The sequence below is a fragment of the Arthrobacter sp. SLBN-122 genome, assembly GCF_006715165.1.
Lineage (GTDB): Bacteria > Actinomycetota > Actinomycetes > Actinomycetales > Micrococcaceae > Arthrobacter.
Genome location: NZ_VFMS01000001.1, coordinates 1,408,117 through 1,431,397, shown reverse-complemented (window position 1 = coordinate 1,431,397; position 23,281 = coordinate 1,408,117). Strand labels below are relative to the sequence as shown.

General features: G+C 68.2%; 25 protein-coding genes and 1 riboswitch. Of the genes, 11 read left to right on the top strand and 14 right to left on the bottom strand.

Translation table 11 applies throughout. The annotated features are described in order from the left end of the window. Window positions 1–63: 63 nt before the first annotated feature. Window positions 64–987 carry a tRNA (guanosine(46)-N7)-methyltransferase TrmB gene (trmB, locus tag FBY36_RS06755; protein WP_142117994.1) on the bottom strand — a complete coding sequence of 308 codons (924 nt, stop codon included), beginning with the start codon at window positions 985–987 and terminating at the stop codon, window positions 64–66. Between the two features lie 44 nt (window positions 988–1,031). Then, the gene (locus FBY36_RS06750; protein WP_142117992.1) at window positions 1,032–1,373 is read right to left on the bottom strand and encodes a hypothetical protein; all 342 of its coding nucleotides are present in this window, start codon (window positions 1,371–1,373) and stop codon (window positions 1,032–1,034) included. 333 nt (window positions 1,374–1,706) lie between these two features. Here FBY36_RS06750 and FBY36_RS06745 point away from each other — a divergent pair, with 333 nt between their 5' ends. After that, complete coding sequence (locus FBY36_RS06745; RefSeq protein WP_200830450.1) at window positions 1,707–3,050, top strand: MFS transporter; 1,344 nt, start codon at window positions 1,707–1,709, stop codon at window positions 3,048–3,050. A gap of 8 nt (window positions 3,051–3,058) precedes the next feature. Then, complete coding sequence (locus FBY36_RS06740) at window positions 3,059–4,483, top strand: MFS transporter (RefSeq protein ID WP_200830449.1); 1,425 nt, start codon at window positions 3,059–3,061, stop codon at window positions 4,481–4,483. On the opposite strand, the gene FBY36_RS06735 is transcribed toward FBY36_RS06740, so the two are convergent. Further along, on the bottom strand, window positions 4,472–5,239 hold the full coding sequence (locus FBY36_RS06735) for an SAM-dependent methyltransferase (RefSeq protein WP_142117990.1): 768 nt from the start codon (window positions 5,237–5,239) through the stop codon (window positions 4,472–4,474). The genes FBY36_RS06740 and FBY36_RS06735 overlap by 12 nt on opposite strands. 316 nt (window positions 5,240–5,555) lie before the next feature. On the opposite strand from FBY36_RS06735, the gene FBY36_RS06730 reads away from it, so the two are divergent. Further along, a complete protein-coding gene (locus FBY36_RS06730) occupies window positions 5,556–7,469 on the top strand; it encodes a DEAD/DEAH box helicase (RefSeq protein WP_142117988.1) in 1,914 nt (637 codons plus the stop codon). Window positions 7,470–7,568: 99 nt separating this feature from the next. Here the strand turns inward: FBY36_RS06730 and FBY36_RS06725 are convergent, their stop codons facing one another. The 7 genes from FBY36_RS06725 to FBY36_RS06695 form a co-directional block, all read right to left on the bottom strand. Further along, window positions 7,569–8,219: an MBL fold metallo-hydrolase gene (locus tag FBY36_RS06725; protein WP_142117986.1), complete on the bottom strand. Its 651-nt coding sequence runs from the start codon at window positions 8,217–8,219 to the stop codon at window positions 7,569–7,571. A gap of 3 nt (window positions 8,220–8,222) precedes the next feature. Next, window positions 8,223–8,525, bottom strand: a complete 303-nt coding sequence (locus tag FBY36_RS06720; RefSeq protein ID WP_142117984.1) for a putative quinol monooxygenase — start codon at window positions 8,523–8,525, stop codon at window positions 8,223–8,225. A gap of 50 nt (window positions 8,526–8,575) precedes the next feature. After that, a complete protein-coding gene (locus FBY36_RS06715; protein WP_142117982.1) occupies window positions 8,576–9,589 on the bottom strand; it encodes an aldo/keto reductase in 1,014 nt (337 codons plus the stop codon). Between the two features lie 39 nt (window positions 9,590–9,628). Continuing rightward, on the bottom strand, window positions 9,629–10,255 hold the full coding sequence (locus FBY36_RS06710; RefSeq protein ID WP_142117980.1) for a nucleoside/nucleotide kinase family protein: 627 nt from the start codon (window positions 10,253–10,255) through the stop codon (window positions 9,629–9,631). 9 nt (window positions 10,256–10,264) lie between these two features. Next, complete coding sequence (locus tag FBY36_RS06705) at window positions 10,265–10,627, bottom strand: DMT family transporter (protein ID WP_142117978.1); 363 nt, start codon at window positions 10,625–10,627, stop codon at window positions 10,265–10,267. After that, window positions 10,627–10,950 carry a DMT family transporter gene (locus FBY36_RS06700; RefSeq protein WP_056330883.1) on the bottom strand — a complete coding sequence of 108 codons (324 nt, stop codon included), beginning with the start codon at window positions 10,948–10,950 and terminating at the stop codon, window positions 10,627–10,629. Before FBY36_RS06700 ends, FBY36_RS06705 begins: the two co-directional genes overlap by 1 nt. Window positions 10,951–10,960: 10 nt before the next feature. Beyond that, a riboswitch (guanidine-III (ykkC-III) riboswitch) is annotated at window positions 10,961–11,026 on the bottom strand. 73 nt (window positions 11,027–11,099) lie between these two features. Then, window positions 11,100–12,281, bottom strand: coding sequence for an ROK family transcriptional regulator (locus FBY36_RS06695; protein WP_142117976.1), 1,182 nt, complete (start codon window positions 12,279–12,281; stop codon window positions 11,100–11,102). Between the two features lie 145 nt (window positions 12,282–12,426). Here FBY36_RS06695 and FBY36_RS06690 point away from each other — a divergent pair, with 145 nt between their 5' ends. From FBY36_RS06690 to FBY36_RS06665, 6 genes are read left to right on the top strand one after another with little or no spacing between them, the layout of a single operon-like run. Beyond that, window positions 12,427–13,755 carry an ABC transporter substrate-binding protein gene (locus FBY36_RS06690; protein ID WP_142117974.1) on the top strand — a complete coding sequence of 443 codons (1,329 nt, stop codon included), beginning with the start codon at window positions 12,427–12,429 and terminating at the stop codon, window positions 13,753–13,755. Beyond that, window positions 13,755–14,669 (top strand): carbohydrate ABC transporter permease, encoded by a 915-nt coding sequence (locus FBY36_RS06685; protein ID WP_142117972.1) that lies wholly within the window; start codon window positions 13,755–13,757, stop codon window positions 14,667–14,669. Before FBY36_RS06690 ends, FBY36_RS06685 begins: the two co-directional genes overlap by 1 nt. Then, the gene (locus tag FBY36_RS06680; RefSeq protein WP_142117970.1) at window positions 14,666–15,550 is read left to right on the top strand and encodes a carbohydrate ABC transporter permease; all 885 of its coding nucleotides are present in this window, start codon (window positions 14,666–14,668) and stop codon (window positions 15,548–15,550) included. Before FBY36_RS06685 ends, FBY36_RS06680 begins: the two co-directional genes overlap by 4 nt. Window positions 15,551–15,574: 24 nt before the next feature. Continuing rightward, window positions 15,575–16,663 (top strand): ABC transporter ATP-binding protein, encoded by a 1,089-nt coding sequence (locus FBY36_RS06675; RefSeq protein WP_142117968.1) that lies wholly within the window; start codon window positions 15,575–15,577, stop codon window positions 16,661–16,663. After that, the gene (gene ggh, locus FBY36_RS06670; protein WP_142117966.1) at window positions 16,660–18,024 is read left to right on the top strand and encodes a glucosylglycerate hydrolase; all 1,365 of its coding nucleotides are present in this window, start codon (window positions 16,660–16,662) and stop codon (window positions 18,022–18,024) included. The genes FBY36_RS06675 and ggh overlap by 4 nt, the downstream gene beginning before the upstream one ends. Window positions 18,025–18,027: 3 nt before the next feature. Further along, the gene (locus tag FBY36_RS06665; RefSeq protein ID WP_235008745.1) at window positions 18,028–19,344 is read left to right on the top strand and encodes a Gfo/Idh/MocA family protein; all 1,317 of its coding nucleotides are present in this window, start codon (window positions 18,028–18,030) and stop codon (window positions 19,342–19,344) included. Here FBY36_RS06665 and FBY36_RS06660 read toward each other — a convergent pair. Continuing rightward, window positions 19,328–19,897: a HutD/Ves family protein gene (locus tag FBY36_RS06660; protein ID WP_142117964.1), complete on the bottom strand. Its 570-nt coding sequence runs from the start codon at window positions 19,895–19,897 to the stop codon at window positions 19,328–19,330. The two genes, FBY36_RS06665 and FBY36_RS06660, sit on opposite strands and share 17 nt — an antisense overlap. Before the next feature lie 105 nt (window positions 19,898–20,002). Between FBY36_RS06660 and FBY36_RS06655 the strand changes: the two genes are divergently transcribed. Continuing rightward, complete coding sequence (locus tag FBY36_RS06655; RefSeq protein WP_142117962.1) at window positions 20,003–20,614, top strand: phosphoribosylanthranilate isomerase; 612 nt, start codon at window positions 20,003–20,005, stop codon at window positions 20,612–20,614. Window positions 20,615–20,708: 94 nt separating this feature from the next. Further along, on the top strand, window positions 20,709–21,125 hold the full coding sequence (locus FBY36_RS06650) for a YccF domain-containing protein (RefSeq protein WP_142117960.1): 417 nt from the start codon (window positions 20,709–20,711) through the stop codon (window positions 21,123–21,125). On the opposite strand, the gene FBY36_RS06645 is transcribed toward FBY36_RS06650, so the two are convergent. Genes FBY36_RS06645 through FBY36_RS06635 form a run of 3 tightly spaced genes read right to left on the bottom strand, consistent with a single transcriptional unit; the run spans window position 21,122 to window position 23,237 of the window. Next, window positions 21,122–21,505 carry a VOC family protein gene (locus tag FBY36_RS06645; RefSeq protein WP_142117958.1) on the bottom strand — a complete coding sequence of 128 codons (384 nt, stop codon included), beginning with the start codon at window positions 21,503–21,505 and terminating at the stop codon, window positions 21,122–21,124. The genes FBY36_RS06650 and FBY36_RS06645 overlap by 4 nt on opposite strands. Window positions 21,506–21,561: 56 nt before the next feature. Then, window positions 21,562–22,371, bottom strand: coding sequence for a 2-phosphosulfolactate phosphatase (locus FBY36_RS06640; RefSeq protein ID WP_142117956.1), 810 nt, complete (start codon window positions 22,369–22,371; stop codon window positions 21,562–21,564). Then, window positions 22,368–23,237, bottom strand: a complete 870-nt coding sequence (locus FBY36_RS06635; RefSeq protein WP_142117954.1) for a DUF4031 domain-containing protein — start codon at window positions 23,235–23,237, stop codon at window positions 22,368–22,370. The genes FBY36_RS06640 and FBY36_RS06635 overlap by 4 nt, the downstream gene beginning before the upstream one ends. Between the last annotated feature and the right edge of the window lie 44 nt (window positions 23,238–23,281).

The window sequence follows — 23,281 nt, the reverse complement described above, 5'->3', positions numbered from 1 at the left end:
CGCGCGGCGCCAGTCAGCGGCGCGCGTCAGAGGCACGGTTCAGCGGCGCCGTCAGAGATGCCGTCAGCGGCGGCGGTAGCAGAGATCGAAGATGAGCCGGCCCGCCTCGTGGGCCTTCGCCTCGAAGCTGGTCCGGATCCTGCCCTCGAAGCGGGGTGCCCAGCCGCCCGTTTCATCCACGCCTTCGTTGGGGCCGGTGTGCTCCGTGCTCACCGGTGCACGTCCCTCACGGACGGGGGCGCCGCCCACCACCGATTCAACGCCGGACTGCCACACTTGGGTCAACGGGCTTTCGGGCCCGCGGCGCTCGCCGGTGTGGAGGTTTTCGAAGTCAGGTGAGCCCGCCAAGACGTCCCGGACGTGGACCGCATAGTTGGACCAGTCGGTGGCGATCCGGAACAGGCCGCCAGGCTTCAGCGCCCGTGCTGCCAGCCCGGCAAACTCGGGCTGGATGAGGCGGCGCTTGTGGTGCCGCGATTTGTGCCAGGGATCGGGGAAGAAGACCCAAAGTTCGCTGACCGAGCCTTCGGGCAGCATGGTGGCCAGTACCTCCGGGGCATTGGCCTCCACCACGCGGACATTGTCCAGACCGCGGCTGTTGATCTTGATGATGGTGTTGGCCAGCCCCGGGGTGTAGACCTCCACGGCCAGGAAGTTGGTGTCGGGATTCTGTTCCGCCGCATGGCAGATGGCGTCGCCAAGGCCCGAACCGATCTCGACGATGAGCGGGGCCTCACGCCCGAACTCCGCTGCGGCGTCGAAGGTGTAGTCGGGGTGGACCGAGGTGTTGGCCACGTGCCGTGGCACGTTGACGGCCCACCGTTCGGCGTGTTCGGCCCAGGCGGCCTGCCGCCGGCCCTGCAGCCTGGTGCCGCGGCGCACGAAGCTGACAGGACGGCCGCCGTAGGTGCCGAAGGAGGCCTGGGTGCCGGGCGTGACAGGCCTGGGAACATGCGGCTGCTGGGGGTTTTCAGGGGATTCGCTCATCCCTTCCAGAATAGCGCCGCGGTACGGGCCGGGGACCGGAGGGGTCAGAACAGCCCCAGGTTGGCCAGCGCCGGACCCAGCGCCAGGGCGAAGATCAGGCCGCAGATACAGAGGGCAACGGCCGCCGCAGTCCAGTTGGCTGATTTCCGCGGAGACACCTTGAGGGCAGGTAGTGCCAGCCTCAGCGCCAGTGACGCAAACAGGACAGGCAGGCTGAACAGCACCAGGGGAGTCACCCATCGCCTGCTCGAGGAGCCGTCATCCGAGTACGTCATCAACATGGCGAACATGGAAGCAGGTGCGGTGAGGATCATGCTTGCAGGGGCAAGGATCGCCAGGACCAGGCTGTTTGTTCCTTTGTTCCCGGGGCCTTCGTTGCCGGGCATGTTGTTGCCAGGTGGGTTGTTGCCGGGCACGCCCGGGGGGTGGCCAGGGTGCCCCTGAAGGACAGGAGGTGGGCTGGTCCCGGCCGGAGATGCGCTCTTGGAAGTGGTTTGCGTCGGCGCGGGGCGTGATTCCGGTGGCGGTGTGGTTTCCATGGTGCTCCCGTTGATTAGTGCGGCCCTCTGCCGGGCCGCGGCTGCTTATAACGTACGAAGCTGCAGGAGGGCGCCGGAAGGTGCTTTGCGCCGTATGTGGAAAACTTCCCGGCCGCGCTCTCCCGCAGACCGGCGGACCACTCCTGCAGACCGGCGGACCACTCCTGCAAGAATGGGCGCATGACGGACGCAACGAATGCCGAAGCGGGGAAGCGGCGGCGGGGGCCTTCCTCCGGGGACGGACCGGGACGGTCCCGGACCGGCAGCAGCCTGGTGGAACCCGGCACCCTGGTGGATGCCGAAATCGATGAACTGCCGCCTGCGGAACCAACCCGGGTAGGCAGCCGCCGCGCCCTTGCCTACCTGGGCGTGTGCCTTGTCCTGATCGGGCTGAACCTGCGGAGCGTCTTTTCCAGCCTTTCCGCCGTCCTCCCGGAGGTGACCTCGCAGGCAGCGCTGCCCGGCTGGTCCGTAGTGGTGCTCACCACCGTGCCCGTCACGCTGCTGGGTGTGTTCGCGCCGCTCGCCCCGGTCCTGGCGCGCCGGTTCGGTGCGGAGCGGGTGCTGCTGGGCGCCATGGCGCTGCTGACCGCGGGGCTGCTGCTCCGCCCGGTGGACACCGGTTCCGGCCCAGGCGGCAGCCATCTGCCTGCCCTCCTGGTCGGCACCGCAGCCTGCGGCGCCGCCATCGCGCTGTGCAACGTGCTTCTGCCGGGCCTGGTCAAGCGCGACTTCCCACACCGGCTGGGACTCATGGGCGGCCTCTACACCACCGCCATCTGCGCCTCCGCCGCGCTCGGTGCCGGCTTTACCTTCCCGGTCTACACGGCAACGGGGGAGTGGACCAAGGCACTGTGGGTCTGGGCGCTGCCTGCCGCCGTCGTCCTTCTCCTGTTCCTTCCCGTCGCTGTCCGGCAGGGGAGTGTCCGGCACCAGGCGGTCCGGGACGGGGTTAACGTGTGGCGCTCCTCCGTTGCCTGGCAGGTAACCATCTTCATGGTGCTGCAGGCCATGATGTCCTTCAGCGGTTTCGCCTGGCTGGCACCCATCCTTCGCGAACGGGGTGTGGACGGGGCGACGGCGGGCCTCATCGTTGCCGTATGCATCGTGCTGCAGATGTTGGGTTCCCTGTTCGCGCCGGCCCTGGCGGCGCGTTTCCGGGACCAGCGCGCCATCAACACGGTGGTCGCCCTGATGACCGGCGGCGGATTCGTGCTGAGCATCCTGGGCCCGCTGGACCTGATCTGGGTGTGGGCCGGGCTGCTCGGGCTGGGGCAGGGCAGCCTCACTGCCTGCGCGCTGACCTTGATCATGCTCCGCACCCGCGACGGGCACACCGCCGCCCACCTGTCGGGCATGATGCAGGGCGTTGGCTACGGGGTGGGCTCCACAGGGACGCTGATGGTGGGCCAGCTGCACCAGGCCACCGGGTCCTTCGTTCCCGCCGGAGTCCTGTTCATGGTGGTGGGCCTTCTCGCGGCGGTCTTCGGCTACCGGTCCGGCCGGAACCGGTACGTGGGCTAGGAAACGCTGTGCGGCACTCCACCCTTCCGGCCACCCACCCCGCTACCGGGATCTTCCGGCCCCCGTATTTCTGGGTAACCCTGGGCACCTGCGCCCTGGTGTTCCTGGCCGCGTTCGAATCCCTGGCCGTGACCACCATCATGCCCCTGGTCAGCCGTGAGCTGAACGGCGCAAGCCTTTACGCCCTGGCCTTCGCGGGGCCAATGGCTACCGGTGTGATCGGCATGGTGGGGGCCGGGAACTGGTCTGACCGCCGCGGCCCCGCCATGCCGCTGTACACCTCCGTGGCACTGTTCGTGGCCGGACTCCTGATCGCCGGCACCTCGGTTTCCATGCCCATGCTGGTGGCCGGCCGGCTGGTCCAGGGGCTCGGCGGCGGCGCCCTCACCGTGGCGCTGTACGTGCTGGTGGCGCGGTTCTTCCCCGGGCCCCTGCACCCCAAAATCTTCGCCGCGTTCTCCGCCGCCTGGGTGATCCCGTCGCTGGTGGGGCCATTCGCAGCCGGCGTGGTGGCCCAGGTCTTCAGCTGGCACTGGGTGTTCCTGGGCGTGGTGGGCCTGGTCATTCCCGCGCTGGCGATGATCGCGCCGGTACTGCGGGGAACCGATGCACCGGGCGCCGCGGACGGGCTGGAGAGGGCTGGCCGCCCGAAGGAAACTGTCCCGCCGTGGGCCCTTGGCCGCCTGGCGTGGGCGGCGCTGGCCGCGCTCGCCGTGCTGGGCCTGAACCTCTCCGCGGACGTCCGCATCCCCGCCTTTCCCGCCGCCGCGGCGCTCCTGGCGTGCGCCGCCGTCGTCCTGGCCCTCGTGGCGGTCCGGCCGCTGGTGCCCGCCGGGACCCTCACCGCCCGCCGCGGACTGCCCAGCGTGATCCTGGCGCGGGGGCTGGCGTCGGCATCGTTCTTCGGCGCGGAGGTCTACCTGCCGTACCTCCTGATCGACCGGTACGCGTTCCCGCCCACCCTGGCCGGCCTGACCCTCACCGGTGGTGCGCTGGCCTGGGCCGGTGCCGCCGCCGTGCAGGGCCGGCTGGGTGCCAGGCTGCCGGACCTGCGCGCCGTCCAGGTGGGATCGCTCATGGTTCTGGCAGCTGTTCTCCTGGCCCTGGCCACCACCGCGCTGCACTGGCCGGCCGCCGTCGCCATCGCCGGCTGGGTCCTGGCCGGGGGCGGCATGGGCCTGCTCTACCCGCGCCTGAGCGTGATGACCCTGGCGCTGTCCACCAAGGAGAACGAAGGCTTCAACAGCTCCGCCATGTCCATCTCGGACTCCCTCGGCGGGGCGTTGTCGCTGGCTACCACCGGGATTGTCTTCGCTGCCTTTACGACGGCGGTCCAGTCCTTCGCGGGCGTCTTCGCCTTCACAGCGGCCATCGGCGCAGCCGCGGCAGTGGTAGCGCCGCGGGTCACCGCCAGGAGGACGTTACCGGACTAGGGGCAGGCGGGTGGCGCGCAGGACGACGTCCGCAATGGTCGCTTCCTGTCCGTCCGGCCCGGTCGCCGGCCGCTCCCGGCTGGTGAGGACCTCGATCTGCCATCCGGGCCCGGCTAGCCCCAGTTCACGGACCAGGTCGTCACCGGTGTAGAACATCTCCCGGTGGCTGTGGTGGTCGTTGCCCCAGGGCGGCAGCCGGTCCGGGTGGTGGCCCACCACCAGCAGGGTTCCGCCGGGCTTGACGGCTGCGGCGGCCGTGCGCAGCGGGACCCGCCAGTCCAATTCCTGGGAGTGCAGGAACTGGGAGGTCACCAGGTCAAAGGAAGTACCCGGCTGCCACTGCGTGAGGTCCGCCAGTTGCCAGCTGATCCGGCTGCCGATGTCCCCGTTGGACACGCCCACGCTTTCCCGGGCCAGTTCCGCCAGCTCGTGCGAATGCGCCCGCTCCAGGGCAACAGCGGAAACGTCGACGGCGGTCACGGACCAGCCTTGCTGGGCAAGCCAGATGGCGTCCGCGCCTTCGCCGCATCCCAGTTCCAGCGCCTTTCCCGGGCGCAGGCCGCCGGCCTCGCGGACCAGCTGCGGGTTCGGCTTCCCGCTCCAAAGCCGGGCCCTGCTGCTGTACCGCTCGTCCCAGACTGCAGCGGGATCGATGCCGCCACCTGCCCCCTCCGGCGCCCCGCCGCCGTCGTCCGCTTGGTGCTGGCGTGCCTCACTCTGGTGCCTGTCCTGGCGCTGCCCCGGCTGTTCGCTCATGCCTCAACACTGCCCCGCCATGGACTCGAAGGCAACGCCCGGGACGGGGGATGGGCCGCGGGATGCTAGACTGGAGGAACTTGATGTGCAGTGATGCCGCCTGCTCCTGATTGGAGATCCTTTCCAGGGAGTGGGCTTTCTTCATGTGAGAGGCACATCCTGCGTCGATGAACGCGTTCCATTTGGTCCCGGCCGGCTGTCCTATTTACAGCGCCCGGTTTGATCACCTGACTTTTCTTCGGCGAAACCCCTGGTCCAACCGGCATCGGGGGCCGATATCCGCCCGGATACCGCCAGAAAGACCGTAAAAAACTACATGACTACTTTTGCTGCCCTCGGTACTCCCAAGGCCCTTGCAGACACCCTCTCCGCCCAGGGAATCGTTGAACCGTTCCCCATCCAGGTCAAGACCCTTCCGGACACGCTGTCCGGTCGCGACGTCCTGGGCCGCGGCCGGACCGGATCCGGTAAGACCATTGCTTTCGCCATCCCGCTTGTAGCACGACTCGCTGAGCGGGAAGCCAAGTACTTCCGCAAGCCCGGCCGCCCCATGGGCCTGGTCCTGGCACCCACCCGTGAACTGGCAACCCAGATCAACGCCACCATCGAGCCGCTGGCCAAGGCCGCCGGCCTGAACACCACCGTGATCTACGGCGGCATCTCCCAGGCGCGCCAGGAGAAGGCGCTGCGGGCCGGCGTCGACATCGTCATCGCGTGCCCCGGCCGCCTGGAGGACCTGATCCGCCAGCGCATCCTCACCCTCGAGGCCGTGGAGATCACCGTCCTGGACGAGGCCGACCACATGGCCGACCTCGGCTTCCTCCCCGTGGTCAAGAAGCTCATGGACATGACCCCCAGCCAGGGCCAGCGCCTGCTCTTCTCCGCCACCCTGGACAACGGCGTGGACAAGATCGTCCAGCGCTACCTGTCCAACCCGCTCACCCACTCCGTAGACGATCCGCAGGCCGCGGTGACCACCATGGAGCACCACGTGCTGGTGGTCAATGACCAGACCGTCAAGAAGCAGCTGATCGTGGAGCTCGCCTCCGGCGCCGGCCGCCGCGTCCTGTTCATGCGGACCAAGCACCACGCCCGCAAGCTGGCCAAGACCCTGACCGACGCCGGGATCCCCGCCGTGGACCTGCACGGCAACCTGTCGCAGAACGCCCGTGACCGCAACCTCGCCGAGTTCTCCAACGGTGACGTCCGCGTCCTGGTGGCCACCGACGTCGCCGCCCGCGGTGTGCACGTCGACGACGTCGAACTGGTCATCCACGTGGACCCGCCCACCGAGCACAAGGCATACCTGCACCGCTCCGGCCGCACCGCGCGTGCCGGTTCGGACGGCACCGTGGTCACCCTGACGCTGCCCGAGCAGCAGGCCGACGTGAAGAAGCTCATGAAGGCTGCCGGCGTTGACGTGAACTTTGAGCGTGTCTCCGCCAACTCCCCGATCGTGGCTGACCTGGTGGGCGAAATCGCCGACAAGGTGGACCCCCGCACCCGCGCCGCACTGATGGCCGCCAAGGCCCCCAGGCAGGGTGGCGGCACCTCGACGGGTGCCAACGCCGAGCGCAAGCGTGCACGCCGCCAGGCTGCACCGTCGGCCGGTGGCCGCGGCGGACGTGGTGGACGCGGCAAGGTTTCGGCCGAGCCCGCCCGCACCGATGTTCCCCGCGCCGAACGCCGGGCTGTCGCCTTCGAAGGACGCACGGAAGCCCGCGCAGCCTTCGACCGCAATGCAGAGCAGAACGAGGACCGCGCCGTGGCAGCAGCCGCTGCCCGCCGCAACGCCCGCGGCCGCGGCACCGCTGCCGGCACCCACCGCAACGACGTCCCCGCAGCAGGTGGCCGCTCATCGGCCGGCCGCGGTTCGGACGGACGTGCAGCCGAGGGCCGCGGCGATTCCCGCATCACCCGCAGTGCCGCCCCCCGCGGCGGCACCGGCCGCCCCGCCTCCGGCGGACGCCCGGCCTCCGGCGGAGGCCAGCGAAGTGGACGCCCCGCAACCGGCCAGCGCGCAGCAGCAGGAGCATCGGGCCAGCGCTCTGCGGGTGCAGGAGCAGCCGGCGGCAGCAAGGCCGTCTGGTCCTCCAACACCGGCGGAACCTCCGGCGGCTCTTACGGCTCGGGCAGCGGCGCCTCCGGCAACGGCGGTTCCGGCCGTCCCGCCCGCAGCGGCCCGCGCCGCGCGTCCGCCCCGGCGTCGAACGAACGCCGCAGCCGCTAATCCCCAACGGCCCCCAACGGCCCCAACATCGAGTGCTCCGTAGTTGTCGTTTAGACGCGTCATAACGACAACTACGGAGCACTCGATGGGTTTAACCGCCTACCAGCCGCGGGCGCGCCACTCCTCCAGGTGCGGCCGCTCGGCACCCAGGGTTGTGGGCTTGCCATGGCCGGGATGCACGACGGCGGTGTCCGGGTAGGCGCCGAGGAGCCGCTCCGTGACGTCGGACAGGAGCTGGTTGAACCTTCCGGGGTCCTTCTGTGTGTTGCCCACCCCGCCCGGGAACAGCGAGTCACCGGAGAAGATGTGCGCAGGCCCGTCCGGGTCCTCGTAGACAAACGCGATTGAGCCCGGAGTGTGCCCCCGCAGTTGGACGGCCGTGACCTCAAAGCCGTCCACGGCCACCTTGTCCCCGTGCCCAAGCCGCCGGTCCACGGGTACCGGCAATGCGTCGGCGTCGTCCGCCCCTGCGGCTGTCGGCACCCCCGTTGCTTCCACCAGCTCCTTCAGCGCGCGGACGTGGTCCCAGTGCTGGTGCGTCGTGGCGATCAGCGCCAGGCGGAGAGACGCCGAGGTGTCCGCTGCCCCGTCCGCCAGCAGCTGCCGGATGGCAGGCAGGTCGTCAGCGGCGTCAATCAACAGCTGTGCACCGCTCTCCTTGGCCGTCAGGAGGTACACATTGTTGTCCATTGCGCTGACGGAGATGCTGCGAATGGTCAGGGCCGGCAGGTCGTACCGAAGAGAGTCCATGGGCTAAAGGTCCAGCGTCATGGTGGTGGAGTAGACCTGCTTGGACGGCGGCCCGGCGAGGATCTTATGCAGGCCGCTCTTGCCTTCCGGCGTGGTCCGCCAGGCCGCATAGTCGTCATGGTCCTGGGTGGTGGCCCAGGTTTCCACCACCAGGATGTGGCAGGGGTCGGCGTCATCCACCAGCGCTTCAATGCCTTGGTTGCCAGGCCAGGCGCGGGTGGCTGCAAGCGTTTCGGACAGGTACTTGGCGGCGTCATCGCGGTGCGCGGGGTCAATCTGTACTTCGAAATGGACGATGGCAGGCATGGGGCTCCTTTGGGTGGCGGTTGAGTCAGGGTGTGCGGGCGAAGAATGCCTTATTCCCGACCCTCGGACACCCATTTGGGGTCCGCGGAACGGGAGCCGACGACGGCGTCCGACGCTGCGTCGAGGGCCTCCAGGTGCGCCGGGGTCAGGTCCAGGGCAAGCGCGCCAAGGTTTTCGTCGATCCGGGCGGCCTTGCGGGTGCCGGGAATGGGAACGACCGGCAGGCCGAGCCGCTTTCCCTGGGCCGGCAGCCAGGCAAGGGCCACCTGCGCGGGGGTGGCACCGAGTTGGTCCGCCACGGACCGGACGGCGTCCACCACCGCCTGGTTGGCGCTTGCGGCGTCCGGGGCAAAGCGGGGGATGTTCCGCCGGAAGTCCTTCTCGCCCAGGCTTGCGGTGTCAACGGTTCCGGTGAGGAAGCCGCGGCCCAGCGGGGAGTAGGGGACAAAGCCCACGCCCAGTGCTGCAGCGGCGGGAACAACATGGCGTTCCACGTCCCGGCTCCAGATGGACCATTCGCTCTGGACCGCCGCGATCGGGTGGACCGCTGCCGCATCCTGCAGTTCCTGCGCCGTCACTTCGGACAGGCCCAGATGCCTGACCTTGCCCTGCTTGACCAGCTCCGCCATGGCGCCCACGGTTTCCTCGATGGGGACGCGGACGTCGCGGCGGTGCATGTAGTAGAGGTCGATGACGTCGGTGCCCAGCCGTAGCAGGCTCCGGTCCACGGCTTGCCGAACATACTCAGCATCGCCGCGGATGTCCGTGTAGCCGTCAGTGGGCGTGCCCACCAGGGCGAACTTGGTGGCCAGCTGGACCTCATCCCGCCGGTCCTTGAGGAGCCGGGAAATCAGTTCCTCGTTGCTGCCGCCGCCGTAGATGTCCGCGGTGTCGATGAAGCTCATGCCGGCATCGACGGCATGGTGCAGGGTCTGCAGTGCCTCGGCAGGGTCCACCTCGCCGTACACGGGCGTGAGGGCCATGCCCCCGAAACCCAGGGGGCTGACGGCCAGGCCGTCGCCGAGTTGGACAGTGCCACCGGGATTAGTGGACGTGTTTGCCATGGTGCTCCTGTTCGTTTCCTTGATTTTCAAAAAGTTTGGCTAAATCCAGGGGATGATGCGGTCCGCGGCCGGGCGCGTGGCCTGGATCAGGCGGGCATTTGCTTCATCGGGTCCATTGGCCCAGGCCACCGCGGCGTCCGGGTCCATCCCGAATGACACATGGCGGTCCACCAGCCGCTGCAGCCGCAGGGCGGGCGGCGTTTCCAGGAACCACACCTCGTCCAGTTGCGCCCGGATCTCTTTCCACGGTTCCTGGTCCGCCAGCAGGTAGTTGCCTTCCGTGATCACCAGGGGGACGTCAGCCGGGACGGCGATGGAGGCGGCCACCGGCTCGTCAATGGCGCGGCGGAACTCGGGTGCGTAGACCACGGCCTCGTCCCGGCGCGCCAGGCGCCGCAGCAGCGAAAGGTAGCCGCCGGAGTCGAACGTATCAATGGCGCCTTTCCGCTGACGCAGCGGGGTCCCCTCAATGATCGCGTTGCCCAGGTGGAAGCCGTCCATGGGGACCACAATCGACGTTCCCGGAGTGAACTGCTTCTGCAGCCAGGCGGCAAAGGTGGACTTCCCGGAGCCCGGCGCCCCGGCGATGCCCAGGATGGTGCGCGTTCCGGCGGCTACCCGGCGCTGCAGCGCGTCCAAGGCATTGGTCATCTCGGGGGAGTCCATGGCAAAAGCCTAGTCACTGGTGCGGGCAGGCGCCGCGTCCATCGCAGGCAGCGCCTTGAGGCCGGCGGCGCAGCCCACGATGCCGGCAATGAACAGCAGCTTCACAACGCTAAATGGTTCCACTCCGGTAGCCATGGCCCAGCCCACCGTCAACGCGGCGCCGATGCCCACCCAGATGGCGTAGGCGGTGCCCAGCGGAATGCTCCGGATGGACATGCCCAGGCCCAGCATGCTCAGGGTGGCGGTGACGGCGAAGACAATCGTGGGCAGCGGCCTGCTGAAACCGTCGGACAGGCCCAGGGCCGTGGCCCAGACTGCCTCCAGGACAGCGGAGGCCAGGAGCACCAGCCAGGGAACAGAATGCTTCATCATCACGCCACAACCTTGAGGCCAACCACGCACGCGGCGATGCCGGACAGCAGCAGCAGGCGCGCCGCCGTCGGACGTTCCACCCTGGTAGCCATTGCGTAGGCGGAGGTCAGGACCACGCCCACCCCTACCCATACCGCGTAGGCCGTGCCGGTGGGAATGGACTGCATCGCCACCGCCAGGCCGCCGGTGCTCGCGGCAACAGCCACCAGGAACAGGGCTGCAGGGGCCAACCGCCGGCGCCCGGAAGCCTTGGAAGCACGGTGCAGGGCGGCTGCCCAGACGGCCTCCAGCGCGCCGGAAAGAATGAGGATTAACCAGGACATGACCAGATCCTTTGGCCAGTCTTGTCGCGTGCCGGGTACTGAACCGTCGTCCGGAGGCTCGGGATGGAGCCTTGGATTCCAAGGTAGCAAGGCGCGACGGCGGCGGCCACCTTGGTGCCCAACCTCACCGGTCACAGTGGGTGGCGTGCTCAGCCGCCGTGCTGGGCCAGCAGTTGCTCCACCCGCTCCGGCGCGTAGAGGCTTTCCTCCACGAGCCGGCAAAGGCCCACTGCGGTGGCCTTGCGGCTGTCCGCCGGGACGATCTCCAGATCCACCAGGGAAGGTTCGAAGGCGTCCGTGAGGATTTGCTGCCGGCAGGCCTGCAGGAAGCCTGGGAGCACTCCCACCAGCCCGCCCACCGCTACCCGGCCGGGGTTCAGCGTGCCCACCATGGCGGCGAGGGCCCGTCCCAGCACCCTTCCGGCCGCCGAGATTGCGGCCCGGACGTCCGGATCGTCGTCGGAAGCGTCAACGAACCGGCGCAGCGTCCCGTAATGCGCAAATTGCGGATTGGCCAGCAGTGCGCGCCCGGAAGCCACCGCCGCCAGGCAGCCGTCCCTGCCGCAGCGGCAGCGGCAATCGGCGGCCTCCGGGATGCGCACGTGCCCGATGTCCCCGGCGGCGCCGTGGGCGCCGCGCACCAGCGAACCCCGGACAATAATCCCGGAGCCGATCCCGGTGCTGACCTTCACCGCGACCAGGGAGTCGAGGGGGCCCCGGACTTCTCCCACCGCCATGGACCGGGCGTCGTTTTCCAGCAGGACCGGGCAGTCAAGCATGGATTCCATCGCCTCCTGCAACAACTGCAGGTCCCAGTGGGCAAGGACGGTCCGCTCCAGCCCCAGGCGGTGGAGCGGGTCAACCGGAGCTGGCAGTCCTACTCCTGCCCCTACCGGCCGCCGGCCGTCGAGCAGCCGCAGCGCCTCCGCCACCACCTGGCCCACCACCACCTCCTGGGCGTTCCCGATCTCCACGGGGATACGCGCCGAAGCCACCACCTCCCTGCCCAGCGACAGGAGATGGATTCCGGCGTGCGTATGGCCGATTTCCAGGCACAGCACCAGCTTGTTGCGGTCATCGAAACGGAGGGAGCGGGGCGGCCTGCCACGCTGTGCGCGCAGGGGAGTGGATTCGTAGACAAGCCCGGCCGCGAAAAGCGCGTCGAGCCGCTCGTAAAGGGTGGAACGCGCCATTCCGGTGATCTCCAGCAGATCGGCCCGGCTGTACCCGGAGGCGTTGGAGCGCAGGAGCTGGAGAAGGTGCCCGGCGCTGGTGGCGGGGCCCGCCGGCGGCTGGGCAACTTCTCCCACCAGCGTCCTCTGGTCCGTCATTCCGCCGGCTACCTTTCCTCATGCGTCTGATCCGTCCACTGCGGGCACAGGGACTGGCCCGCAGCATTGACGTGATCTGTATCACACAATTATGATCGATCATCAGACAAAAAACCTAGCAGTCCTTCACCCCCAGGAGGCTCTAATGTCCGTTTCCGCCCACCACGACGTCAGCCGGCGAGCATTGTTGAAGGGGGGCCTTACGGTCTTGGCGGCCGGCCCGGTGCTTGCAGCCTGCGGGGTGAATACCAGCGGAAGCGGCGGCAAGGGATCCGTCAGCTTCCTCTCAACGCAGTTCGCCCCGGTGGAGGAACGCCAGAAGTACGAGGCCACCCTCAAGAAATTCGCGGGGGACATCAGCGTTGCCTACAACCCTGTTGATACCGGTGTCTTCAACACCACGTTGAAGTCCCAGCTCGCCGCGGGGAAGGTCGAGGTGGGCATCGCAGGGGGGCTCCACGGCGACCTCGCCCCCTTCGCCTCGCAGCTGGAGGACCTCAGCTCGCTGATGAAGGACCTCTCCTCGGCCGGTTACTCCAAGGACGTGGCTGAGCTTGCCAAGCTTGGCACCGACGTCCCCCGCTACATCCCGTGGATCCAGGCCACGTACGTGCTGGCAGTCAACAAGAAGGCGCTGCAATGGCTGCCCTCGGGAGCTGACGTCGACAAACTGACCTACGACCAGTACCTGGCGTGGGCCAAGGCGGCCAAGGAGGCCAGCGGCCGCCCCGTCTTCGGCCTTCCCGCTGGACCCAAGGGTCTGCACCACCGGTTCTACCAGGGCTTCCTGATTCCCAGCTTCACAGGCGGACAGATCACCACCTTCCGCAACCAGGACGCCGTCACTGCCTGGACCTACATGCGCGAGCTCTGGGCCAACATGAATCCCGCCTCCGCCAACTACGACTTCATGCAGGAGCCCCTGGCTAACGGCGAGGTGTTGGTGGCATGGGACCATGTGGCGCGCCTCATCAACGCAGTCAAGGACAAGCCGGACGACTGGCAGATGGTTCCGGCGCCGTCCGGGCCCAAGGGCAGGGGCTACCTCCTGATCGTGGGCGGTATGGCGGTGCCGAAGGGCTCGCCCGAGAAGGACAAGGCCTTCGAGCTCATCAAGTCGCTGTCCAAGCCCGAGGCGCAGATCGAGACACTGAAATCCAACTCCTTCTTCCCCGTGGTGAAGACGGACATCGGCGGCGACCTCCCCGGCGGCGTGGCCCTTGAAGCAAAGGCGGTCAAGGCGCAGCAGGAGGCCTCCGACGCCCTGCTCGCCCTGCCGCCGGTGGGCCTGGGCGACAAGGACCCCCAGGTCTCCCAGCTGTTCAAGAACTGCTTCCAGGAGATCTGCCTGAACAACGCGGACGTCAAGGCCACGCTGGACCGGCAGGGGGCGGAACTGGCCAAGATCATGGACAGCCTGAACGTCCCGTGCTGGGCACCGGATCCCAAGACGTCGCCCTGCAAGGTTGCGTGATGGCCGCCCCGGATGCGCCGGCGGCAGCCAGGCCGCACGTTCCCCCTCCCGGTCCAAGAGTCCGCGCACCCAGGAGGAGGGGGAGTTCCGCGGCGCTGCTGCTGATCGCCCCGTCAATCGTGTTCATGACGCTGCTCTTCGGCTGGCCGATGGTCAGCGGCGTCCTGCAGGCGTTCGGCGGCCCCGAAGGCCTGACGACGGCGAACTTCACCAGGATGTCCCAGGACCCGTACTTCTGGTCCTCCGTGGGCAACACCCTCCTACTCATCGTGGTGATGATCCCCATCCAGTTTGTCCTGGCCCTGGCGATGGCACTCCTCATCCGGGCCAAGCCGCGGGGGGCGTCTGCCTACTTCTACATCTGGGCCATCCCGCTGGCAGTCAGCGACCTCGCAGCCGGCCTGGTGTGGCTGACCGTCTTCACGGACCGCGGCTACCTCAACTCGCTCCTGGCGTCCCTGGGCATGCAGCCCTTCTCCTGGCTCGCCTATGACAACTATCCGTCCATGTTCGCTGCCGTGCTGATCGCGGAGGTCTGGCGGGCCACGTCGCTGGTGTTCGTGATCGTCGTGGCCGGCCTGCAGTCCATCCCCAAGGATTACGAGGAAGCCGCCGGCGTCTTCGGGGCCAGCTTCTGGAACCGGCTGTGGCACGTGACCCTGCCGCTGCTGCGCCCCAGCCTCCAAACAGCCCTGATCCTGAGGACCATCCTGGCCTTCCAGACCTTCGCCGTGGCCCTCGCCCTCACTGGCCAGAACTTTCCGCTGGTGGTGGGCGAAACCTACCGCTGGTACACCGGCCTGCAGGATCCCAACGTGGCATCCGCGCTGGCCCTGGTGGTCATGGCCGTGTCCATGGTCACGGCAGTGGGCTACCTCAAACTCCTGAGGGATCAGACGGAGGCGGCGCGATGAGCCACGCAACAACGTCCAGGACCGATGCCGGGACCAGCCGGCCTGAACCCGGCGTGGACCGCAGGCCGCTGGCGCGGCGGCGCCGCAACCGGGTGCTCCTCCAAGTGGCCTGCATCCTGATCACCCTCTTCATGGCACTGCCCATCTACCTGATCGCGCTGGCCGCGATGTCCAGCAGGCAGTCGCTGCAGAAGTTTCCGCTCAGCTTCATCCCGGACAACTTCTCCACCGAGACCATGCAGACATTCCTGCAGTCCACCGGCATCCTGGGCGGCCTGATCAACTCCTTCCAGGTGGGCGTGTTCACCCTCGTGCTGTCGCTGCTTATCGGTGTTCCCGCAGGGTACGCCGTGGCACGTTTCGCCTTCCGCGGCAGGGAACCGTACCAGCTGTTCCTGCTGTTCACCCGCGCCCTGCCCATCGTCGTGCTGTCTGTGCCGCTGGCCCAGCTCTTCCTGCAGACGGGGCTCTACGACAGCGTTCTCGCCGTCGTCCTGCTCCACAGCGCACTGGCCCTGCCCACCACCATCCTGATTACCGCCTCGGTGTTCCTCGGTGTTCCGCGCGACGTGGAGGAAGCGGCCAGGATCTTCGGCTGCAGCCCGGTGCAGGCCTTCCTCAAGGTGGTCCTGCCGATGGCCATACCCGGCATCGCCGCGGCCTCGATCTTCACGTTCGTCATGTCGTGGAATGAAGTCCTGGGCGCGTCCATCCTGACCCTGAACCAGCGCACCCTCCCCGCCCAGGTCCTCAGCTCCCTCGCCGAATCGCCACTCGCCTACCGCTTCGCCGGCGGCTTCCTGCTGGTGGTCCCGGCCCTGGTCTTCATCTTCTTCATGCGCCGCTACCTCACCAACATGTGGGGCTCCACCATCCGCTGATTGCGTCCCAGAGAGGCCCGTCCCATGGCTGACATCTCCATCAAGGGTCTGCACAAGACCTACCCGGGCAGCACCGAGCTGGCCACCAACAACGTCTCCCTCGAAGTTGCGGAGGGCGAGTTCATGGTGCTGCTGGGTCCTTCCGGCTGCGGAAAAACCACCCTGCTGCGCATGGTGGCGGGCCTGGACTTCCCGGACCAGGGGAGCATCTCCATCGGCGGGAGGGACGTAACCTACCTGCCGCCGCAGGACCGCAACCTTTCCATGGTGTTCCAGTCCTATGCCGTCTTCCCGCACAGGACTGTCCGCACCAACATCGGGTTCGGGCTGATGATGAAGAAGGTTCCGCGGGAGGAACTGGAGCGGAAGGTGGCATGGGCCGCGGACCTGCTGCAGCTCAGCCCGTACCTGGACCGCTACCCAGCCAACCTCTCCGGCGGGCAGCGGCAACGCGTCGCCGTCGCCCGGGCCATCGTCATGGACGCCGATGTGCTGCTCATGGATGAGCCGCTGTCCAACCTCGACGCCCTCCTTCGCCTCGACTTCCGCGCCGAGCTGAAGAAGATCGTCCAGCAGCTTGGCTCCACCACGCTGTACGTCACCCACGACCAGGTGGAGGCGATGAGCCTCTCGGACCGGGTTGCGGTGATGAAGAAGGGCCAGATCGCCCAGCTGGGCCACCCCATCACGGTGTACGAGGAGCCGGCGGACCGTTTCGTGGGCGGCTTCATTGGCTCGCCGCCCATGAATTTCCTGGACGGCCGCATCACCCAGCAGGGTGCCCTGGAAGTGGGCGGCCAGAGCATCGCGGCGCCCGAATTCCTGGCCAGGGCAGCGGCACGCACCGGCGGCACCCCGGTCATGGTGGGCATCCGGGCAGAGAATATTGCCCTGGCCCAGCGCGGCTCGGAGGGATCCCTGGACGCGGCGGTGGAGGTGGTGGAGCCGCTGGGGCACGCCACGTTGCTGACGGTGGACCTGGGCGGCCAGACCGTCAAGGTCCAGGTCCCCTCCACGGCCAGGGTTTCCGCAGGGGACACGATGGGCCTGCTTTTCGAGCAAGGCGCGCTCCGCTTCTTCGACACTGAAACCCAGTTGGGACTGACGGCATGAGCGCAGAAGCGGACGCAGCCGGGTTTCCGCTTCGGGACCTTGAGGAGATGCGGCAGCGGGCCAGGGATGTCCTGGCCGGGAATGACCTGGGCACCATGGTCACCGCCGCACCGAATCTTTACCCGCACATGTGGAGCTGGGACGCGGCGTTCGTGGCCACCGGCCTGTCCACCATGAGCGTGGCCCGGGCGCTGCAGGAGCTGGACCACCTTCTCGCGGCGCAGTGGAAGAGCGGGATGATTCCGCACATTGTCTTCTCCGACGTCCCCGGCTATTTCCCGGACGTGGAGCGGTGGGGAACCCGCGGAGCGTCACCCGAGGGAGTGCAGTCCAGCGGCATTTGCCAGCCGCCCGTGCATGCCACGCTGCTGCGCCGCATCGTGGAACGCGCGACGGCGGCCGGCGGCGAGGATGCCAGGCTCGCCGAGGAGTTTACCCGGCGGACGCTGCCGCAGTGGATCCGCTGGCATGCCTGGCTCCGCAGCAGCCGCGGCGGCGACGGCTCCGGCCTGCTCACCATCTACCACGGCTGGGAGTCCGGGATGGACAACTCGCCAAGGTTCGACGGGCCCTACTCCAGGGTCCGGCCCGGGAAAATGGAGCCCTTTGTCCGGACCGACACCTTGAAGGTGACCGACCTGAGCCAGCGGCCCAGCGACGAGGAATACAGCCGCTACCTCTGGCTGGTGCAGCAGATGGCCGACGTCCGGTTCGACGACGCCCGGCTGCCCGGCGTGATGGATTTCCAGGTCAAGGACGTCTTCATGTCCGCGATCTTCGCGGCGGCCAACGAGGACCTGGCCGTGCTGGCGGAACATATCGGCCTGCGCGGGGACGCGCCCCGCTTGCGGGAGTGGGCACAGGAGTTCCGGGAGGGCGTGGACGCCACCGTTGATGAACAAACAGGGCTGGCGCGGGACCGGGATGTGCTGGCCGGCGAATGGATCGGGCTGCCGACCATGGCCGGGTTCGCCCCGCTGATCTCCACGGCGGACCACTCCCTGCTGCCGCGGCAGCTGGAGATCTTCGAGGGGCCGGACTGGACCGGCGACCCGCGCCTGGCCTTCCCGCTGCCGGCATCAACCTCCACCACCTACGAGGGCCTCAAACCGCGGCAATACTGGCGCGGACCGGTCTGGCCGGTGATGAACTGGTACCTGGCGGGCTGCCTCCGCAGGCGGGGCGACGAAGCACGGTACCGGCGGCTGCGTGAAGCGTCCCTTGCCCAGTTGATGGAAGGCCATTTCGCCGAGTACTACGAGCCGTTTACGGGCGAGCCGCTGGGCAGCATGGACCAGTCCTGGACGGCGGCCGTTGCGCTGGAATGGCTCGCCGACCCAGACGCCGCCGACGCCGGCTGACCCATGGAGGCACCGCCGTCGTCCGCTCCGCTGCCCACAGCACCCGTGCGCCTCCTCATTGCCGGTGCCGGTGCACGGGGCTCCGCCTATGCCCGGCTTGCAGTTGATACCGGCCGCGCCGTGGTGGCGGGCATCGCGGAGCCGCGCCGCCCGCTGCGCGAAGCCCTCGCGGCGGAGCTTGGCGTGCCGGCCGCGGGTGCCTTCGAGGACTGGCAGGCCATGCTGCGCACCCGGCTGCCGGCGGACGGCATCATCATTGCCACCCCCGACCGCGAACACGGAAGGCCGTTTGCCGCGGCGGCAGCCCACGGCTACCCCGTCCTCCTCGAAAAGCCCATCGCCCCCGACCCCGCCGGATGCGGGGAGTTGGCCCGCCTGCAGCAGGAATCGGGGATCAGGGCCGCCGTCTGCCACGTCCTGCGCTACACCCCGCTGACGGCTCTGCTGCGGCAGCTCCTCTCTGCAGGGGCCGTAGGCCGGATTATCTCCGTCCAGCATCTGGAGCCTGTGGGTTTCTGGCACTTCGCGCATTCGTACGTGCGCGGGAACTGGCGGCGGGAGGAAGAATCCAGCCCCTTCCTGCTGGCCAAGTGCACCCACGACGTGGACTGGCTTTCCTTCATCGTCGGAAGCCGGCCCGTGCGGGTGTCCTCCTTTGGCCGGCTCTCGCATTTCCGGCCCGGAGAGGCGCCGGAGGGCGCGTCCGACCGCTGTATCAGCTGCCCGGCTGAACCGCGTTGCCCGTATTCGGCCCTGCGCATCTACGGGCCGGGCCGGCCTCCGAACGGTGAAGCGGCGGACCCCGCCCGGGCCTACTTTGCCGACGTGGTGGACCCGGGCGGCACACGGGAATCGCTGTGGCAGGCACTGGAAACAGGGCCGTATGGGCGCTGCGTCTACAGCGGAGGCAACGACGTGGTGGACCACCAGGTGGTGAACATTGAGTACGAAAACGGGACAACGGCCGCTTTCACAGCCACCGCTTTTACCGCCAAGGGCCCACGGATCACCAGGATTTTCGGCAGTCACGGGGAAATCACAGTCGAGGCCGGCACCGTCTCGGCCTATGACTTCCTGACCGGGGAAACCACCGTCTACCCGATCCCGGCCGCTACTGCACAGCTCCAGGGCGAAAAGCACGAGGGCGGCGACAGGGGCCTCGTGCAGGCGTGGGTGGGGGCGCTGGCCACCGGAGACTGGTCAGGAGTCGTGTCGGGACTGGAGGAGTCGCTTGTCAGCCACGGCGTGGTTTTTGCCGCTGAGCACGCGCGCCGGCGGGGCACCGTCGCAGCGGTGGAGGAGTTCAGCCCTGCGCGGTAACCGGGTCGATCGACACCACGGCCAGGAAGCCGCGGCCCAGGATTTCGGGGGAGTCGGCGTCGGAACCAATCACAGCGTCGTACCGGCCCAGCTCCAGCGGTTCGGCCCCGCGTTCACTGACCTTCGCCTGTCCCTGCAGCAGCACGCCAAGCTGCCCCTCAAAGACGGGGTGGGCACGCTTTTTGGACAGCTCAATGATGGAGGTGTAGCCCTTGCAGGCGGCCGTGCGCGTGATGACGTTGAGGTCCCGGATGTCGCCGGTGGGCAGCTTGGCCGTGGTGGCCGCGCCGCCGTCGAATCTGAAGGGCCGGTACTTTTCCATGGCGTGTTCGGCGCCGTCGACGCTGAGCACCAGCAGTTCCCCTTCAATGACCGTCAGGACGCGCTCCATGCCGGGGAAGGTGGAAAAGTCCCCTGCCTTGGCGACGTCAGCGATGCTCACCCGCCAGTCCCAGCCGCCGTCGTCGGTGCCCTTGCGTGCGATTTCCTTGGTCACGCCGCCGCCGTTGCGCCATGGTTCGGCCTTGAGGTCAGCGAAGCGGATGATCTGCATCAGCCCAGCCTAGTTCGCCGCGGTGGTCACGCGTCGCAGCGTGTGCCCTGTGCCTGCTACTCTCCTGCGGGGGGTCATCACGAAAACAGCCTGAAGGAGCCGGGAATGTTCGTCAAAGTGTGTGGTCTCAGCACCCCCGAATCGGTGCGCGAAGCGGTGGATGCCGGCGCGGATGCCGTGGGATTTGTGCTCACCGCCAGCCCCCGGGTTGTCTCGCCGTCGCAGGCTGCCTCCCTGCTGGCAGCGGTCCCCAGCGGAGTTTCCCCCATCGGAGTCTTCCGGGACGAGCCGGTGGCGGATGCCATCGCCATCGCCCGGGCCGCGGGCATGGAATGGATCCAGCTGCACGGTGCGCGGTCACGCACGGACGTGGCAACGGTGCACGACGCCGGCATGAAGCTGATCAGGGCCGTCACCATGGGTACCGGACAGGATGAGTTCGAAGACTGGGGCGAGGACCTGCTCCTGATTGACGCCGCCGTGCCGGGCTCAGGGGAATCCTGGGACTACGCCTCGGTGGCGGCCCTGCCGGCGCTGCGGGGACGGAACTGGCTGCTCGCCGGCGGCCTCGATGCCGCCAATGTTGGCCAGGCATCAGCGGCGGCGCATGCCTGGGGAGTGGACGTTTCCTCCGGCGTGGAAGCATCCCGCGGAGTGAAGGACCTGGCCAAAGTCCGGGCCTTTGTCCAGGCGGCAAAGGCAGCTGCCACGGTTTAGGCGCTGCACCTGATTCAGCCCAAGGCGGGGATCAGGGCTGAATCAGGGGAGTCCCCCAGCTTGGTCCCGCAACGGCTGGGGGCACAATAGGTGCATGAAGACACTTCTGAACATCATCTGGCTGGTTTTCGGCGGCTTTTGGCTGGCCTTGGGCTATTTCCTGGCAGGCGTGGTCTGCTGCCTGCTGATCGTCACCATCCCCTGGGGCATTGCCTCATTCCGGATTGCCGCCTACACCCTGTGGCCGTTTGGCCGCATGGTGGTGGACAAACCAGGCGGCACCGGTGTCTTTTCGCTGCTGGGCAATGTGATCTGGCTGCTCGTGGCCGGGATCTGGATCGCCATCGGCCACGTGGTGACTGCGTTCGCCATGGCCGTGACCATCATCGGCATCCCGCTGGCCATCGCCAACCTGAAGCTCATTCCGGTATCCCTTATGCCGCTGGGTAAGCAGATCGTGCCCACCAATACGCCTTTCGTGAGCAACTACCCGGTCAGCAGCTACCGCTAGGCGGATTCGTCCGGCCGCAGGGCGCGGAGCACGCAGAACTCATTGCCGTCCGGGTCAGCCATGACAACCCATGTTGCCGCCGCACCCTGTCCCACTGTGATCTGACGGGCGCCCAGTTCTTCCAGCCTGGCGACCTCTGCGTCCTGGTCTTCGGGGCGGAGGTCCAGGTGAAGGCGGTTCTTGAGTTCCTTCCGTTCCGGGACCCGGAGGAAAAGCAGGTCGGGCAGCACGCCGTCTTCGGGGCTGCCCGCCGGCGGTTCGAGCACAATCTCGTCGTCCTCTTCGTGGGTGCGGCGCCAGCCGAGCGCCTTTTCCCAGAAGGCGGCAGGAACCCGGGGGTCGGTGGAATCAATGGCGAGGGCTTGGATGCGCAGGCTCATCCCTGCAGTTTTGCATCCGGTTCCGTGATCCGTAAACACGTGCAAGGCTGGGGCCCTCACAGCGGCCGGAAGGCCCCGTTCCGCAGGATGGCCACCGAATCGCTTTGGTCCAGTTCGGCGGCAATGTCCACATCCTCCGCATAGCCGGCTCCGGACAGCTCACGGCCGCTGGAACACTGCTGCAGCATTTCGCGCAGCCGTGGTTCCGCGGCTTCAAACACGGCCATGGCGGCAACGGCCTCCGGTGCGTAGCCGTGCCTGCCGTCCCCGGCTTCATAGCCGCCCCTGCCGGCGGCCGCCAGCCCTGCGATGAAAGCCCCGGCGCCGATTTGGTCCTCCACGGCAGGCCGCAGCTTGCCGTCAGGCCAGCGTTCACCGGCGGCCACCACTGCCAGTACCGCGTCTCCCGGGAGGTTCGCCGCCACCCAGTCGGAAGTGGCTGCGGCGTTCCGAAGGCACACGGCGGCGACCAGCGGCACGTCCGCGGCCAGCGCGTGGCACAGTTCCGATCCATTGGGGGAGGGCAGGACCACTCTTTCCAGGGACTCCGCAGCGCGGAAGCTGGCGGGGGAGAGGCTCAGGCCGCCGCCGCCGCGGGGGCCGGCCAGCTGGGCCTGGTGGTGGGCGGCGAAGTCTTCGGCGCTGGTATCCCGCCAGGGATAGGGGAAGATTTCAGCGCCCCGGTCCAGTGCCACGCTGACGCAGGTGCCGAAGGAAAGGACGTCCACCACCACCGCAATGTCGGCGCCCGCTGCCACGGTCGTGGCTCCCTCCAGCCCCCAGTCCAGCCTGACCGTGAAAGGGAGCTGGCGGTGTGCGGCATTGGCAGAGTGCGTGTGCCGCGGGCTGGAACCCGGAGCGTTCATGCCAGTTCACCTTTCAGGTTCCGGTGCGCGGCGTCCTGCCACAGTTCCCGGGCCCGCGGGTGGTGGAAGAGCGGGTCCAGTTCCAGCAGTTGGCGCACGACGGCGGCCCTGCCGGCTGAGAAGTCGGCGTCACCGATGTGGGCGTAGTCTTTCCGGACGGCGGCGAGGTAGCGGGCGTACTCCTCAGGTTCGCCGCCCAGGACTGAAAGGTCCGCGTCGCAGAGGAGGGCGCCGTCGTCGTCCCCTGGCTCCGGCCGGTGTTCCGACGTAAGGCGGACAAGCCGTGCCACTTCCGCCACCTCGTCCGCCGGCAGTCTGCTCCCGGCCAGCCTGCTTTCAGCCAGCCGGGCAGACTCCTCCTCGTCCTGGCCCGCCGACCCGCGGTACACGGCATCGTGGAACCAGGCCGCCAGCAGCACTGTCCGGGGCGCCTCGCCGGGCTCGGTGAGCAGGTCAAGCGCCTCCAGCACCGATAACAGGTGCGTGCAGCCGTGATAGTGGCGGTGCGGTTCGCTCCACCGGTCCAGGAGGTCCAGAAAGAGTGCGTCGTGGCCGGGCATGATGGCTTCCCAGCGGGCCAGCAGCGGGACTTTCAGCGATTTGTTCCGCCGTCGCGCCGGGATCCGCAATCCGCTGGCAATGAGTTTGCGGACCAGCACCCTGCCCTCCACCGGGACCGCCCCGGCCGCCACCAGCTCCTCAAGGCGGCGTTCCGGCACATCGTAATGGTCGCCGTCGAACGCCCGCTCCGGGATCCCGGCAGCAGCGGCGAATGCATGCAGCTCGTCGAGGGACGAGTCCGATACCAGATGCGAGAAGTGTGTTCCGTGTGCAGGCCACAGCGGCGGGTCGATGTAGATGGCCATGGAAGGAGTCTAGTGGCGCCCCTGGTGCCCAGACCGGAAACGAC

Coding starts and splice junctions, on each gene's coding strand:
- trmB (WP_142117994.1), bottom strand. CDS start 987: ATGAGCGAATCCCCTGAAAACCCCCAGCAGCCGCATGTTCCCAGGCCT.
- FBY36_RS06750 (WP_142117992.1), bottom strand. CDS start 1,373: ATGCCCGGCAACGAAGGCCCCGGGAACAAAGGAACAAACAGCCTGGTC.
- FBY36_RS06745 (WP_200830450.1), top strand. CDS start 1,707: ATGACGGACGCAACGAATGCCGAAGCGGGGAAGCGGCGGCGGGGGCCT.
- FBY36_RS06735 (WP_142117990.1), bottom strand. CDS start 5,239: ATGAGCGAACAGCCGGGGCAGCGCCAGGACAGGCACCAGAGTGAGGCA.
- FBY36_RS06730 (WP_142117988.1), top strand. CDS start 5,556: ATGACTACTTTTGCTGCCCTCGGTACTCCCAAGGCCCTTGCAGACACC.
- FBY36_RS06725 (WP_142117986.1), bottom strand. CDS start 8,219: ATGGACTCTCTTCGGTACGACCTGCCGGCCCTGACCATTCGCAGCATC.
- FBY36_RS06720 (WP_142117984.1), bottom strand. CDS start 8,525: ATGCCTGCCATCGTCCATTTCGAAGTACAGATTGACCCCGCGCACCGC.
- FBY36_RS06715 (WP_142117982.1), bottom strand. CDS start 9,589: ATGGCAAACACGTCCACTAATCCCGGTGGCACTGTCCAACTCGGCGAC.
- FBY36_RS06710 (WP_142117980.1), bottom strand. CDS start 10,255: ATGGACTCCCCCGAGATGACCAATGCCTTGGACGCGCTGCAGCGCCGG.
- FBY36_RS06705 (WP_142117978.1), bottom strand. CDS start 10,627: ATGATGAAGCATTCTGTTCCCTGGCTGGTGCTCCTGGCCTCCGCTGTC.
- FBY36_RS06700 (WP_056330883.1), bottom strand. CDS start 10,950: ATGTCCTGGTTAATCCTCATTCTTTCCGGCGCGCTGGAGGCCGTCTGG.
- FBY36_RS06695 (WP_142117976.1), bottom strand. CDS start 12,281: ATGACGGACCAGAGGACGCTGGTGGGAGAAGTTGCCCAGCCGCCGGCG.
- FBY36_RS06690 (WP_142117974.1), top strand. CDS start 12,427: ATGTCCGTTTCCGCCCACCACGACGTCAGCCGGCGAGCATTGTTGAAG.
- FBY36_RS06685 (WP_142117972.1), top strand. CDS start 13,755: ATGGCCGCCCCGGATGCGCCGGCGGCAGCCAGGCCGCACGTTCCCCCT.
- FBY36_RS06680 (WP_142117970.1), top strand. CDS start 14,666: ATGAGCCACGCAACAACGTCCAGGACCGATGCCGGGACCAGCCGGCCT.
- FBY36_RS06675 (WP_142117968.1), top strand. CDS start 15,575: ATGGCTGACATCTCCATCAAGGGTCTGCACAAGACCTACCCGGGCAGC.
- ggh (WP_142117966.1), top strand. CDS start 16,660: ATGAGCGCAGAAGCGGACGCAGCCGGGTTTCCGCTTCGGGACCTTGAG.
- FBY36_RS06665 (WP_235008745.1), top strand. CDS start 18,028: ATGGAGGCACCGCCGTCGTCCGCTCCGCTGCCCACAGCACCCGTGCGC.
- FBY36_RS06660 (WP_142117964.1), bottom strand. CDS start 19,897: ATGCAGATCATCCGCTTCGCTGACCTCAAGGCCGAACCATGGCGCAAC.
- FBY36_RS06655 (WP_142117962.1), top strand. CDS start 20,003: ATGTTCGTCAAAGTGTGTGGTCTCAGCACCCCCGAATCGGTGCGCGAA.
- FBY36_RS06650 (WP_142117960.1), top strand. CDS start 20,709: ATGAAGACACTTCTGAACATCATCTGGCTGGTTTTCGGCGGCTTTTGG.
- FBY36_RS06645 (WP_142117958.1), bottom strand. CDS start 21,505: ATGAGCCTGCGCATCCAAGCCCTCGCCATTGATTCCACCGACCCCCGG.
- FBY36_RS06640 (WP_142117956.1), bottom strand. CDS start 22,371: ATGAACGCTCCGGGTTCCAGCCCGCGGCACACGCACTCTGCCAATGCC.
- FBY36_RS06635 (WP_142117954.1), bottom strand. CDS start 23,237: ATGGCCATCTACATCGACCCGCCGCTGTGGCCTGCACACGGAACACAC.